Origin of the sequence: Pseudomonas sp. UBA5666, from assembly GCF_002420785.1 — a bacterium.
GTDB lineage: Bacteria > Pseudomonadota > Gammaproteobacteria > Pseudomonadales > Pseudomonadaceae > Aquipseudomonas > Aquipseudomonas fulva.
Map to the genome: position 1 here is coordinate 69,367 of NZ_DIIQ01000041.1, position 12,815 is coordinate 82,181.

The 12,815-nt window shown below is 59.9% G+C and carries 13 protein-coding genes and 1 tRNA gene; 11 read left to right on the top strand and 3 right to left on the bottom strand.

Annotated features, from left to right (window positions below; all coding sequences use genetic code 11):
- Positions 1 to 54 precede the first annotated feature (54 nt).
- Together B2Y33_RS17315 and B2Y33_RS17320 are read left to right on the top strand one after the other, a co-directional pair.
- Positions 55 to 294, top strand: a complete 240-nt coding sequence (locus B2Y33_RS17315) for a sulfurtransferase TusA family protein (RefSeq protein ID WP_023536286.1) — start codon at positions 55 to 57, stop codon at positions 292 to 294.
- 18 nt (positions 295 to 312) lie between these two features.
- A complete protein-coding gene (locus B2Y33_RS17320) occupies positions 313 to 1,383 on the top strand; it encodes an AI-2E family transporter (protein WP_027914232.1) in 1,071 nt (356 codons plus the stop codon).
- A 42-nt stretch (positions 1,384 to 1,425) separates the two neighbouring features.
- On the opposite strand, the gene B2Y33_RS17325 is transcribed toward B2Y33_RS17320, so the two are convergent.
- Positions 1,426 to 1,899, bottom strand: coding sequence for a peroxiredoxin (locus tag B2Y33_RS17325; RefSeq protein ID WP_023536252.1), 474 nt, complete (start codon positions 1,897 to 1,899; stop codon positions 1,426 to 1,428).
- 10 nt (positions 1,900 to 1,909) lie between these two features.
- On the bottom strand, positions 1,910 to 2,470 hold the full coding sequence (locus B2Y33_RS17330) for a glycine cleavage system protein R (protein WP_023536329.1): 561 nt from the start codon (positions 2,468 to 2,470) through the stop codon (positions 1,910 to 1,912).
- A 258-nt stretch (positions 2,471 to 2,728) separates the two neighbouring features.
- Here B2Y33_RS17330 and dapA point away from each other — a divergent pair, with 258 nt between their 5' ends.
- The 7 genes from dapA (at position 2,729) to darG (ending at position 8,439) form a co-directional block, all read left to right on the top strand.
- Positions 2,729 to 3,616 (top strand): 4-hydroxy-tetrahydrodipicolinate synthase, encoded by an 888-nt coding sequence (gene dapA / locus B2Y33_RS17335; protein WP_206405708.1) that lies wholly within the window; start codon positions 2,729 to 2,731, stop codon positions 3,614 to 3,616.
- Between the two features lie 15 nt (positions 3,617 to 3,631).
- Positions 3,632 to 4,753: an outer membrane protein assembly factor BamC gene (gene bamC, locus B2Y33_RS17340; RefSeq protein WP_058638490.1), complete on the top strand. Its 1,122-nt coding sequence runs from the start codon at positions 3,632 to 3,634 to the stop codon at positions 4,751 to 4,753.
- Complete coding sequence (locus tag B2Y33_RS17345; RefSeq protein WP_027914235.1) at positions 4,754 to 5,512, top strand: MBL fold metallo-hydrolase; 759 nt, start codon at positions 4,754 to 4,756, stop codon at positions 5,510 to 5,512.
- A 29-nt stretch (positions 5,513 to 5,541) separates the two neighbouring features.
- Positions 5,542 to 6,252: a phosphoribosylaminoimidazolesuccinocarboxamide synthase gene (purC, locus tag B2Y33_RS17350; protein WP_023536328.1), complete on the top strand. Its 711-nt coding sequence runs from the start codon at positions 5,542 to 5,544 to the stop codon at positions 6,250 to 6,252.
- Positions 6,253 to 6,344: 92 nt separating this feature from the next.
- A tRNA-Ser gene (locus tag B2Y33_RS17355) sits at positions 6,345 to 6,434 on the top strand.
- A gap of 312 nt (positions 6,435 to 6,746) precedes the next feature.
- Complete coding sequence (gene darT, locus B2Y33_RS17360) at positions 6,747 to 7,367, top strand: type II toxin-antitoxin system toxin DNA ADP-ribosyl transferase DarT (protein WP_206405707.1); 621 nt, start codon at positions 6,747 to 6,749, stop codon at positions 7,365 to 7,367.
- A gap of 1 nt (position 7,368) precedes the next feature.
- A complete protein-coding gene (darG, locus tag B2Y33_RS17365) occupies positions 7,369 to 8,439 on the top strand; it encodes a type II toxin-antitoxin system antitoxin DNA ADP-ribosyl glycohydrolase DarG (protein WP_206405706.1) in 1,071 nt (356 codons plus the stop codon).
- Positions 8,440 to 8,844: 405 nt separating this feature from the next.
- On the opposite strand, the gene B2Y33_RS17370 is transcribed toward darG, so the two are convergent.
- Positions 8,845 to 9,123, bottom strand: a complete 279-nt coding sequence (locus B2Y33_RS17370) for a DUF3077 domain-containing protein (protein WP_206405705.1) — start codon at positions 9,121 to 9,123, stop codon at positions 8,845 to 8,847.
- A 960-nt stretch (positions 9,124 to 10,083) separates the two neighbouring features.
- On the opposite strand from B2Y33_RS17370, the gene B2Y33_RS17375 reads away from it, so the two are divergent.
- Positions 10,084 to 10,944: an SH3 domain-containing protein gene (locus B2Y33_RS17375; RefSeq protein ID WP_206405704.1), complete on the top strand. Its 861-nt coding sequence runs from the start codon at positions 10,084 to 10,086 to the stop codon at positions 10,942 to 10,944.
- A gap of 8 nt (positions 10,945 to 10,952) precedes the next feature.
- A complete protein-coding gene (locus tag B2Y33_RS17380) occupies positions 10,953 to 12,809 on the top strand; it encodes a hypothetical protein (protein WP_206405703.1) in 1,857 nt (618 codons plus the stop codon).
- Positions 12,810 to 12,815: the final 6 nt, after the last annotated feature.

The window sequence follows — 12,815 nt, forward strand, 5'->3', positions numbered from 1 at the left end:
ATCCTAGGCGGCCGATCAGGCCGTAGGCCGGCATTGCCCTGGAGAGCCCCATTGATGAGCACCCCCCTGACCTGTGACGCCGAGCTCGATGCCAGCGGGCTGAACTGCCCGTTACCACTGCTCAAGGCCAAGATGGCGCTCAATGGGCTGGCCAGTGGTGCCGTACTCAAGGTCATCGCCACCGACGCAGGTTCCCAACGCGACCTGCGCACCTTTGCCAAACTGGCCGGTCATAGCCTGTTGCACGAAACGGCCGAGGCCGGTACCTACACCTACTGGCTGCGCAAGGCCTGAGTCCCACAAGGATCGTTCATGTTCAAAGTGCTACGCGACTGGGTCCAACGCTACTTCTCCGATGAAGAAGCGGTGGTGCTGGCGGTCTTGCTGTTTCTGGCGTTCACGGCGGTGCTCACGCTGGGCGGGATGCTGGCGCCGGTGTTGGCCGGCATGGTGCTGGCGTTTCTCATGCAAGGGTTGGTCAACGCCCTGGAGCGCCTGCGAGTGCCTACAAAACTGGCGGTCCTGCTGGTATTTGCCCTGTTCATGGGCGCACTGGCGGTGTTCATGCTGGTATTGGTGCCGCTGCTGTGGCACCAGCTGATCACCCTGTTCAACGAGCTGCCAGGCATGCTTGGTAAATGGCAGTCATTGCTGCTCCTGCTGCCAGAGCGCTATCCGCACCTGGTGTCGGACGAGCAGGTGCTGCATGCCATCGAGTCGGTCCGCGGCGAGATCGGCAAGTTCGGGCAATGGGCGCTTACCTTCTCCCTGTCCAGCCTGCCGCTGCTGGTCAACGCCATGATCTACCTGGTGCTGGTGCCGATCCTGGTGTTCTTCTTCCTCAAGGACCGTGAACTGATTGGCCGCTGGGTCAGTGGCTACCTGCCGCGTCAGCGCACCTTGCTCAACCGCGTGGGCAGCGAGATGAACCGGCAGATCGCCAATTACATTCGGGGCAAGGGCATCGAAATTCTGATCTGCGGCATTGCGACCTACATAGCGTTCATCACCCTGGGCCTGAACTATGCTGCGTTGCTGGCCCTCTTGGTCGGGCTGTCAGTGGTGGTGCCCTATGTCGGGGCGGTGGTGGTCACCGTGCCGGTGACGCTGATTGCCCTGTTCCAGTGGGGCTGGGGAGACCAGTTCATCTACCTGATGACGGTCTACGCGATCATCCAGGCGCTCGATGGCAACGTGCTGGTACCGCTGCTGTTCTCCGAGGCGGTGAGCCTGCACCCGGTGGCGATCATCTGCGCGGTCTTGCTGTTCGGTGGGTTGTGGGGGTTCTGGGGGATTTTCTTCGCCATCCCGCTGGCGACCCTGATCAAGGCCGTGCTGGACGCCTGGCCTCGCCAGGAGCCCAGCGTGTCGCCCTTGCTCTGACAGGCTTGGGCTGCACCGAGGTTGGCGCAGCCCCTGCTTCGATCAGGCCTGGTTCAGCGTCTGGGCCGCGGCCAGTACCGCATCCACATGGCCGGGTACCTTCACTCCACGCCATTGCTGACGCAGCACACCGTCTTTGTCGATCAGGAAGGTGCTGCGGTCCACGCCCATGTATTCCTTGCCGTACAGCTTTTTCAGCTTGATCACGTCGAACAGCTGGCACAGGGCTTCGTCCTTGTCGCTGATCAACTCGAACGGAAAGCCCTGCTTGGCCTTGAAGTTCTCGTGGGACTTCATGCCGTCGCGCGAGACGCCGAGCACCACGGTATTGGCGGCTTCGAAGGCGCCATGCTGGTCGCGAAAGCCCTGGCCCTGGGTGGTACAGCCTGGAGTACTGTCCTTCGGATAGAAATACACCACCACCTGGCGGCCCTTGAGCGCCGACAGGCTGACCGTCTGCCCGCTGGTGGCCTGGGCAGTGAAGTCGGGGACAGGTTGGTCGAGTGCAACGGCCATGGGAACCTCCTCAGACAGGGTTTTGTGGGCGCCAGGGTTCGATCAGGGCGTCCAGGTTCAGCGCGTCGGCAAAGTCCAGGAACTGGTCGCGCAGCCAACTGATCTGGGTGCCGGCCGGCAGGATCACTGTGAACTGAGCGTTGAGCATGCTGCTGCCGGTCTGCGGTGCCAGGTAGGTGTCGCAGGTCATGGCTTCAAGCTCGACACGGTGATCGAGGAAGAACTGGCACAGCTCGTTGATGATGTCAGGGCGGTAGGCGGCGCTGACATAGGCCACGTAGGGCAGGGCCTGCGGGCGCACTTCCTGGTCGGCGCTGCGCACCACGTCCAGGGTCAGGCCATGCTTCTTGCCAAGGCCAGGCAGCATGGCCTCAAGGCGCGCCAGGGCATCCCAGCTGCCGCCGACCTGCAAGACCAGTGCGCTGGTCTCGCCATGGCGGCTCAAGCGAGAGGTAACCACCGCGCAGCGGTTTTCGAAGGCTGCGCGGCTCAGTACATTGGCCAGCTCCATGGGGTTGGGCCCCAAGGCGCTGATGACGAGGAATTGTTCGCGGACAGTGGGGGTGGACATGCAGCATTCCTAAAGCGATGAGCGGTCGGTGCAGGACGGGCGAAAGCCTCCTGTAGGCAGCGCTCGGCACTCGCAGGCGAGGACGGGGCGCTGGCGGGGAGCAGGGTCTACGGCCCGGCGGGCCGTGCTGCACCGATCAAAGCATCAAGGGTAGCGAAATAAGGCGCCGAGGGGAATGCTCCGCCCGCCTGCTTCGCTTGTGCAAGGCCGATGCCCCCAGTACCATTACCGCTCTCTTTTTCCGGCAGGAGCAGATACATGATTGCGGGCAGTATGGTGGCACTGGTCACTCCCATGGATGCACAAGGGCGTGTTGACTGGGGCAGCCTCGACAAACTTGTAGACTTCCACCTGGAAAACGGCACCCACGCCATCGTCGCCGTCGGCACCACCGGTGAGTCCGCCACGCTGGATGTCGAAGAGCACATCCTGGTCATCAAGCACGTGGTCGAGCGCGTCAAGCGCAGCAAGACCCCGATCCCGGTCATCGCCGGCACCGGTGCCAACTCCACTGCCGAAGCCGTGCACCTGACCCAGAACGCCAAGAATGCCGGCGCCGATGCCTGCCTGCTGGTCGTGCCGTACTACAACAAGCCGACCCAGGAAGGCCTGTACCAGCACTTCAAGCACGTTGCCGAATCGGTCGACATCCCGCAGATCCTGTACAACGTGCCAGGCCGCACCTCCTGCGACATGCAGGCCGAAACCGTAATCCGCCTCTCGACGGTGCCCAGCATCATCGGCATCAAGGAAGCCACCGGTGACATGGCCCGCGCCAAGGCCATCATCGAGGGCGTTTCCAGCGACTTCATCGTGCTGTCCGGTGACGATCCAACCGCCGTCGAGCTGATCCTGATGGGCGGCAAGGGCAACATTTCGGTCACGGCCAACGTCGCCCCGCGGCAAATGGCCGACCTGTGCGAGGCCGCCCTTGAGGGCAATGCCGAGAAGGCCCGCGCAATCAACGACACGCTCATGCCCCTGCACAAAGACCTGTTCTGCGAGTCCAACCCGATCCCCGTCAAATGGGCGCTGGTCGAGATGGGCCTGATGAAAAAAGGCATTCGCCTGCCACTGACCTGGCTCAGCGAAGGCTGCCACGACAAAGTCCGTACTGCCCTGCGCCAGTCCGGCGTACTGGTTTAAGAGGAAGTACCCTGCATGAAGCGACTGGCTGGCCTTTCTGCCCTTGCCCTGATCATCTCCAGCACCAGTGGGTGCGGCTGGCTGTGGGGCGAGGATGGTTATTTCCGCGACCGCGGCAGCGATTACCTGCAGGCGCACTCGACCGCGCCCATGCAGCTGCCCTCGGACGTCAGCGGCGTCAAGCGCCTCGACCCCCTGCTGCCCATCCCGCGCAACGTTGCCGACGACAATGTCAGCGGTGAGTACGAAGTGCCGCGTCCGCAGCCGCTGACCGGCGGTGCGGGCCAGGCCAACGACTACAGCTTGCAGCGCAGCGGCAGCAGCCGTTGGGTGCTGGCCCAGCACGCCCCGGCCGAAGTCTGGCCGGTGGCGCGTCAGTTCTTCGAGGACAACGGCTTCCGTATTGCTGAAGAGCGCCCGCAAACGGGCGAATTCAGCACCACCTGGCAGCGTTTCGACGAACTCTCGGCCTCCCTTGGTCAGCGCCTGGCCAGCACGGCCAGCAGCAACGACAGCGAAGTGCGCGTGCGTGTGCGCATGGAGCCCGGCGTGCAGCGCAACACCTCCGAGGTGTACGTGGTCACCGTCGAGCGCCCGGCTGGTAGCAGCGCCGAACCCGACTTCCCGTCCAGCTCCACCAACACCGGTGCCGACGCCCTGCTGGTCGACGAGTTGCTCGCCAGCATGAACCGCAGCGCCGAGAAGGGCGGTTCGGTGTCGCTGCTGGCCGAACGTGATTTCGATGTGCCCAACCGCGTCAGCCTGAGCGAAGACGGCAGTGGCAACCCGGTCCTGAACGTGGGCGCCGACCTGGATCGCGCCTGGTCCAGCGTGGGTCGTGCCCTGGAGCAGGGTGGCCAGTGGCGGGTAGAAGACATCAACCGCAGCCTGGGCCTGTACTACATCAACCTGTCCGAAAAACCCGAAGACAAGGAGAACAAGCCTGGCTTCTTCGGTCGTGTGTTCGGCAGCGAGCCCACCAAGGAAGAGCGCGAAGCCCGTGCCGAGCGCTATCAGGTACGCCTGAGCAAAGTGGGTGAGAACGTGCAGGTCACGGTCGAGAAGAACATCAACACCGTGGCTCCGGCCGATGTCGCTCGCCGTGTGCTGAGCGCCATTCAGGACCACCTGGGTTAAGTGCGCTTCGCCGTACTTGGAAGCGGTAGCCAGGGAAACGGCACGCTGATCGCCAGTGGTGATACCTACATCCTGGTCGATTGCGGCTTTTCTTTGCGCGAGACCGAGCGGCGCCTGGCGCTGCTCGGTGTGTCGGCCGCTCAGCTGAGCGCCGTGCTGGTCACCCACGAACATGCCGACCACGTGCATGGGGTTGGTCTGCTGTCGCGGCGCTACAATGTACCGGTCTACCTGAGCCAAGGCACCTTGCGCGGGCTGCGCAAGCCGGTGGAAGTGGCCGGTTTCCTGGCGTGCGGCCAGCGCCTGAGCGTCGGCAGCCTGGAGGTTACGGCATCGCGCGTTGAGCACGATGCCCACGAACCGTTGCAGTACGTGGTCAGCGACGGTACACGCCGTTTCGGCATGCTGACGGACCTGGGCTCGTACGACGCGCGGCTGCTGGACGGCTATCGCGACCTGGATGCGCTGTTGATCGAAGCCAACCATTGCCGCGACATGCTGGCGCGTGGTCACTACCCCTACTTTCTCAAGCAGCGGGTCGGCGGCATGCGCGGGCATTTGAACAACCACCAGGCCGCGAGCCTGGTACATGAGTTGGGCTGGAATACCCTGCAGCACCTGGTGCTGGCCCACCTCAGCAGCAAGAACAACCTGCCACACCTGGCCCGCCAGTGCTTCGTCGACACCCTTGGGTGCGACCCTGACTGGCTTGAGGTGGCAAATCAGGAACACGGGCTCGACTGGCGCGCCATCGCCTAGCCCACCCCTCACGCAAGCGGAGCCCAATCATGGAAAAACGCGACGAACTCTACCGCGGCAAGGCCAAATCGGTTTACAAGACCGATGACGCCGACCGCTTGATCCTGCTGTTTCGCAACGACACGTCGGCCTTCGACGGCAAGCGCATCGAGCAGCTGGACCGCAAGGGCACGGTGAACAACAAGTTCAACGCCTTCATCATGCAGAAGCTCGAAGAAGCTGGCGTGCCGACCCAGTTCGACAAACTGCTGGGCGATAACGAATGCCTGGTCAAGAAGCTGGATATGATTCCGGTCGAATGCGTCGTGCGTAACTACGCAGCCGGCAGCCTGGTCAAGCGCCTGGGCGTGGAGGAGGGCATCAAGCTGGAGCCTTCCACCTTCGAGCTGTTCCTGAAGAACGACGAGAAGGGCGACCCCTTCATCAACGAATCCCACGTTGTCGCCTTCGGCTGGGGCACCGCCGAGCAACTGGTCGAAATGAAGAAGCTGTCGCTCAAGGTCAATGACGTGCTGACCAAGCTGTTCGACGACGCCGGCCTGCTGCTGGTCGACTTCAAGCTGGAGTTCGGTGTCTTCCACGGCCAGATCGTGCTGGGCGACGAGTTCAGCCCCGACGGCTGCCGCCTGTGGGACAAGGAAACCCGCAAGAAGATGGACAAGGACCGCTTCCGTCAGGGCCTGGGCGATGTGATCGAAGCCTACGAAGAAGTTGCCAAGCGCCTGGGCGTGCCGCTGTAAGGCGCACGCACACGCAAGCGCCTGATACCACGCGGTTTTTTTGAAAATAAAGGTTTGCGTTTTCAGAATTCACTGGTATGATGCGCGGCATTGGAGAGATGCCGGAGTGGTCGAACGGGACGGATTCGAAATCCGTTGTACTGGCAACAGTACCTAGGGTTCAAATCCCTATCTCTCCGCCATACATTGAAAACCCTTGCAATCTAGTAAGTTGCAGGGGTTTTTTCTTTTCGTTTTGTATAATCTTGCCGACTGCGGTCAGTGGCAGGGTGCGTGTGGCCTAAGCACATCCTGATTGGGCAATGTCACGCTTAGCAATGACCTAGGCGGCTGCTGTGGCTACACTCCTTGTGGGCTGCCGAGAGCTCAGCAGAACGTGCAAAAAACACATAGCATTCGTGTCCCAACCCGGACAGCTCAGAACGTAGGCGTTAGTGACAATCGTCGCGGTCGCTGAGCGAGCTGGCCCCCAGATGTCAATGCAGGCGCGATCTATGAAATCTAGACCTGAAGACGTTTTGATCTACCACATCACAGATATTGCCAATCTGCCTGGAATTATTGCGTCTGGCCTTCAGTCAGATGCAGTGATGGTTCAATCGGGGCAGCACTCTGTCATCGGCTACGATCACATCAAGCTGCGCAGGCTCCAAGAGATATGTGTTGACTGCTGCGAATCTATGTATGTTGGGGAGTTCGTGCCTTTTTATTTTTGTCCGCGCACGCCAATGCTATACACCGTCAACATGGGTAACACGGGGAAACCTGCTGGGTGTCAATGTGACATCGTCCATCTTGTGAGTTCAGTCGGTACCGGTATCGAGCTTCAACAGCAGTGGGCCTTCAGCGACGGCAATGCCGGCGCTAAGCACACAGACTTTTATAACGATATTAGTAAGCTCGCTGACTTGGATTGGTTCACAATCAATGCCAAGTATTGGGGAGAGAAACGGCACCAAAAGCAATCAGAGTTTTTGGTTGCAGGCCAATTCCCTTGGCAGGGAATCCATTTTATTGGCTGTCATAATCAAGCGGCGGTTGAAAGAGTGCGAGAGGTTATGCGCAACTCGACACACCAGCCTGAGGTGAGCGTAAGAAATGCCTGGTACTTCTAATATGATCAAGCTTAGCAAAGGAAACCTTCTTACAGCCCCTGTTGAGGCGCTGGTGAACACCGTGAACACTGAAGGTGTCATGGGCAAAGGTATTGCGCTGCAATTCAAGCAAGCGTTTCCTGATATGTTCAAAAGCTATCAGGATGCTTGCAAGAATGACGCCGTCAAGCTGGGTAAGGTTCACGTGTTCGATCTTGGCGGTTTAATCGGCGGTCCGCGTTGGATCATAAACTTTCCAACTAAAGGGCACTGGAAATCAAAGAGCAAGCTGGAGAATATCCAGCGCGGCCTCGACGATCTAGTGCGTAAAGTGAATGAATTGGACATCAAGTCCATTGCAATTCCTCCGCTCGGTTGTGGGTTGGGCGGCCTTAAGTGGGAGGATGTACAGCCGGCAATTGTGGAGGCGTTCTCGGATTTACCAGAGGTCGAGGTTTTTTTATACCCACCTTCTGGCGCGCCGGCAGCAAAGGAAATGCCGAACAGAACAGAGCGCCCAAAAATGACCGATGGTCGTGCTGCGCTGATTCTGTTGATGGATCGATATCTAAAAGGTCTCCTTGATCCATTTGTCAGCTTGCTAGAAGTACATAAGCTAGTATATTTTTTGCAAGAAAGTGGCAAGCCACTTCGGCTTCAATTTGAGGCTAAACAGTATGGCCCATATGCCAAAAATCTTAGGCAAGTACTGATCAAGTTGGATGGACACTTTATCCATGGCTATGGAGACGGTCAGGATGATCCAACTAAGCCGTTAGAGCTAAAGACAGGGACTGTAGAGGAGGCCGAGCAATTTCTATGTGATGATGTTGAAACTATGCATCGTATGGAGAGAGTAGCAGAGTTAATTGACGGGTTTGAAGATCCGTATGGGATGGAACTGTTAAGTACCGTTCATTGGGTTATGTGCAACACCACGGGGGCGAAAGACCATCCTGAACTGGCCGTCAAGGCTGTACATGACTGGAGTGAGCGGAAGAAGGCTTATCTAAAGCCCTCTCACTTGGAGAGAGCCTGGCACCGTCTCAAGGATCTGAATTGGGATTCGGAGTCTCAGAGCAGCCTTCGCTAGTCCTGCCAAAGGGTTGAGCGTCTGTTCGGCCCGTTAATCCGCACGAAGCTTAAAGGTAAGGCTAAGTAATGATCTTAACTGATGCCTCATTTGCGGAGCGATCCATACATGCGTTTGAGCTAAGTAGATGTTTTTTGTATGGGTGTTCGTTGTGGGTTGAGCGGCCATAAGAAATAAGTCTTTCAAAAAGACGCCTGTAATTCTTTCTTCAAAATACATAACGTCTTTTGCTGTCTGCAAGCTGGCGGGTAGCAGCGTCTCTTGCGCTTCAGATGGCTTGTCGCGGTGGTGGAAATAACGAAGCAAAGTGATAAGCATAATGGTAGGAATAGAGGCCAGTGCCAGAATGATAGCTAGATCGGTGACAGGGCGGCCGACTATTCGGGCAAGCTGACAAGGAAAACCCTACGACCCTTCGTTCATCAACCCGAGCTCCGCATCATCGAGCAGCGCCTTGGCCATCGCGCCCAGATAATGCGAAGCCCACAGCAATTGCTGGTCGCCTTCCATCAGCCCTTTGATCACCATGTGGCATACATACCCCATCAATTCGGACGCCTGCTCCCTGGCATCCTGGCAGGGTATGCCAGGCTCGATGCGAAACAGCGGGTGTGTGTTGTCATCGCCTTGGTGAAAACAGGTCTTGCCGACGGTGGTAGGTTCTTTTTTGTCTTCGGTTGGCATCGGTCTACTCCCCATTCGCCTAGGTAGGCAAAGAAAGCCTGCTTTGCGAGACATCCGCGCGCAGGCTCAATTTCTAACTTCATAAGCAGGATGCCGTCGGAATCTGCGCCCTGGGTGTGAAGGGCTCCAGTGCCACAACAACCTGCCTTGCATCAGCGCCATTCCGAGAGCGATAGCCTATGGCACCCTCAACCGGGGCGCGCTGATCCGTAGTAAACGGATACGACGCAGGCGGGCGACAAGGCATGGCTAGAGACAGATGCATCTTCTGACCGGAATCTAGGGAGTAGGGTGGATCGGGCACAATCTTGCGCATGTGAGCTCCTCGGGCGAGTGGAGCTGCCTGGCAACGCTGTCAAACGAGTGGAGGCAGCTATGCATGGGTTGACAGACCGGTCACCCGAGACCCCGGCGCACACAAAGGTGCCCCATGCACAGCCGCCATAAAGCGCTGTAACGGAAACTCGGATGGTCGGCCTGTCAAAGCCGGTCGTTGATCTGCAACGACCCGCCGAGACTAGAACGCGACCTGCCCCGTCGCAACCGTTTGAGCAGCAGGGCAGTATGTTTCGGAAACGGCCTACAAGGAAGGGGATTAATCTGAGTTCCGAGAGCAAAAGTACCGATCCAAAGCGATCACATGCCGCTCAGCCATCCGCAACATTTTGTCTTGATCTGCCATTCGCCACCTGCGCTACAATGCCGCCTCTGTTCGCCTCTCATGCCTGGACAACACGCCGTAATGACTACGTGCGCCGGGCGATGAGCGCTTCCTGACATGGATTCGTTGGATGCTTTGCGCTTCGCTACACATACCCCTCACTGTTCGCTCACCCGTGGCGTCGCCTTCTGCGGCTTCCACTGGCTCCCCCCTGCAAGCCCATCACACCCACGCCCACGCTGCTGCCCGAGAGGCTGCGGTTTACGGCTGTGCGTCCACTGGAAAATGGAGTGATCCACGTGCATAAGAAATTCATCGCCTCCCTCTTGGCTGTCGCCATCGCCTCGACCACCGCCTGCGCCCAGCTTGGCATCAGCAAAGAACAAGCCGGCACCGTGATCGGCGGCCTGGCGGGCGTTGCCATCGGTTCGACCATGGGCAGCGGCAACGGCAAGCTGGCGGCCGCTTTGATCGCAGGCGGCATCGGTGCCTACGTGGGCAACCGCATCGGCAATATGCTCGATGAAAAAGACCAGCAGGCCTTGGCCTTGCGCACTCAGGAAGTGCTGAGCCAGCAACAGGCCACGGCCAGTGCACAGCCGGTGACCTGGAAGTCCGACCACTCCGGCGCCAGCGCGCAGATCGTGACAGGCAAGGAGTACACCAAGACCAAGCAGGTCGAGGTCAAGCGCGCGCCGAAGATCCAGGCCGTTCCGTCGATGAAGCTGATCAACGAACCCTACGTGACCACCAGCGACAACCTCAATGTGCGCGCGGCGCCCAACGCCAAGGGCGAGAAAGTCGGCAGCCTGAAGAACCACACCGAATTTACGGCCGTCGGTTCAACCGGCGACTGGGTGCTGGTAGGGCGCAAAGGCGTGACCGTCGGTTACGTCCACAAGGACTACGTCGAGCCCAAGGCCCAGGCCGTGGCCAAGCGCGTTACCCCGGCGGTGAACCTGGGTGAGCTGGACGTGGCGGCCAGTAGCGAAACCCAAGGCTTCGACCTGGATACGCTGCAAAGCCTGCCTACCCAGACCGTCGCTGCCGAAGCGGCTTGCCGCCCCGTGACGGTCAGCCTGAAGTCCAAGGAAGGCAAGACCGAACAGGAACAGAACACCTTCTGCAAACAGGCCAATGGCACCTGGGAACTGATTTGAGAACTTCCATGAAAAAGCACGCCCTTGCGCTCGCCGTGATCGGTGCTTGCGGTTTGGTACCGCAGGCTTTCGCCCACGAGCTGGCGTTTTCCAAGAAGGACAATATCAAGGTCGAAGTGCCCGGTGAGGCCGCGACCTGGTGCAAGCCCGAGGTCGAGCTGACCATCACCCGGCCTGCCTGGGACAACCCGGACATGCTCTCGGGCCTGCTGAACAAGTTGCCGTTCGTGTTCGCCAAGGACTGCTCCACGGCCAAGGTCAGCTGGAAGGCGGTCGATGGCAAGGGCGCGCTGTATGCCAGCGGCGCTGGCAATGCCAGCAACCTGGGCTTGATGAACCTGGCTGCTGCACCTGCTGCCTCCACGGCCCCAGCCCCTCAGCAGACTGAAACACCAGCGCCATCCTCTGCGCCAGCACCAGCCGAGGCACCTGCCCCTGCTGCTACACCTGCGCCTGCCGAGGCGCCAGCACCGGCCGTGGCGGCTGCCCCTACGCCGGCCGCCAAGCCAGAACCGGCCGCTGTCCCCACCCCAGCGCCCGCACCTGAACCGGCGCCCGCGCCTGCCGTCGCGCCCAAGGCAGCCGGCGCCGCTGTCACGGCCGCCCCCACCTCGGACTATGGCCGCTCAGTGGTGCTGAAAAACAGCAAGCTGATGCAGATCACCGATGCTGCGGGCTGCAAGTGGGTGCTCAATAGCACCATCATCAGTGAAGGCGACAGCCTCACGTTCGGCACCACGCCAGCCATGCCCTGTCCGGCTTCCGGCTTTGGTGCGGGCAATTTCGAGAAGATCAGCTGGAAAGCCGAAGGCACCTACCGCGGCAACGACTGGAATCGCATCTACGTCCACCCCAGCGCCTTGATGTTCAGCAAGCGTTACGAGGCGGCGGTCAAGGACAAGTCGGTCAGCTACCTCACGGCCGAAGCGGACCAAGTGGCGTTGCTGGTGGGTGAAATTCCCGATCGGAACATGAAGGTGTACCTGGCGTTCGCCCGTCCTACCTACGGCGCTGTAGGGCCGTTCCTCGCCGACCCGTACTACGTCGGCGTAACCCCGGACGACGCCTTCGCCCTGGACCCGGCGAAATACAAGGAAACTGCGCTGCAGGCCTTCGACCTGATCAAGAACGCATCGCCGAGCACCACCGATGTGGCCGACCTGCTCATCGTCAAGGACCTGTCGGCCATTTCCAATAGAATCTGGGGCAACGACGACCAGAAGATCGTGCGCAACCGCATCGGCATGGGCCGCCAGGGTCTGTACTTCGATGTGCGCAACGGCACCAACTGGGCGCAGCAGCGCGAGAAGCAGCGCGTGCGTGAAGCCCGCAATCGTCAGCAGCAGTTGGCCTGGGAGCACACCCGTGTGCTTGAGCGCTACCAGCAGTTGCAGGAGCGCATGGGTGAATTCAAGGGGCGTGAAACCGAGGCACTGGCGCAGATGGCCGGCATCAAGGTACGTTTCCCTTCGCCGCTGCAGCAGCAGGACCCTACGTCGTCGCAGAACGTGACGCCGATGATGGTGCATGTCACCGGCAAGAAGGGCGAGTTCTACACCGTCGACTACCCAGGCGAAGGGCGTCTGCTTGCCGAGCAGCAATACCCCGAAGGCTGGTACGTGGCCCAGGTTGCCAACGCCACCCCTTACTACCCGCTCGAAGACGGTCGCGCCATTCCTACCTACCGCGCCTACAGCGCGGGCGAGCCGAAGGCCTGCGAGCAGGAGCGCTGCGCCGATCGCGTGTCTTATGGCGCCGTGCTGGCCAAGGAATTCCCCAATGCAGGCATCGACTCCAACTGGACGCCCGAAGTCTCCCAACAGTTTGTGAACGACTGGAAAAACGCGTCGGCACAGGTCCAGTAAGGCATA

Excerpts from the sequence above, each read along its gene's own strand:
- dapA (WP_206405708.1), top strand. The coding sequence starts at position 2,729 with ATGATTGCGGGCAGTATGGTGGCACTGGTCACTCCCATGGATGCACAA.
- B2Y33_RS17380 (WP_206405703.1), top strand. The coding sequence starts at position 10,953 with ATGAAAAAGCACGCCCTTGCGCTCGCCGTGATCGGTGCTTGCGGTTTG.
- B2Y33_RS17330 (WP_023536329.1), bottom strand. The coding sequence starts at position 2,470 with ATGTCCACCCCCACTGTCCGCGAACAATTCCTCGTCATCAGCGCCTTG.
- B2Y33_RS17320 (WP_027914232.1), top strand. The coding sequence starts at position 313 with ATGTTCAAAGTGCTACGCGACTGGGTCCAACGCTACTTCTCCGATGAA.
- B2Y33_RS17325 (WP_023536252.1), bottom strand. The coding sequence starts at position 1,899 with ATGGCCGTTGCACTCGACCAACCTGTCCCCGACTTCACTGCCCAGGCC.
- darG (WP_206405706.1), top strand. The coding sequence starts at position 7,369 with ATGATCAAGCTTAGCAAAGGAAACCTTCTTACAGCCCCTGTTGAGGCG.
- darT (WP_206405707.1), top strand. The coding sequence starts at position 6,747 with ATGAAATCTAGACCTGAAGACGTTTTGATCTACCACATCACAGATATT.
- B2Y33_RS17370 (WP_206405705.1), bottom strand. The coding sequence starts at position 9,123 with ATGCCAACCGAAGACAAAAAAGAACCTACCACCGTCGGCAAGACCTGT.
- B2Y33_RS17315 (WP_023536286.1), top strand. The coding sequence starts at position 55 with ATGAGCACCCCCCTGACCTGTGACGCCGAGCTCGATGCCAGCGGGCTG.
- purC (WP_023536328.1), top strand. The coding sequence starts at position 5,542 with ATGGAAAAACGCGACGAACTCTACCGCGGCAAGGCCAAATCGGTTTAC.
- bamC (WP_058638490.1), top strand. The coding sequence starts at position 3,632 with ATGAAGCGACTGGCTGGCCTTTCTGCCCTTGCCCTGATCATCTCCAGC.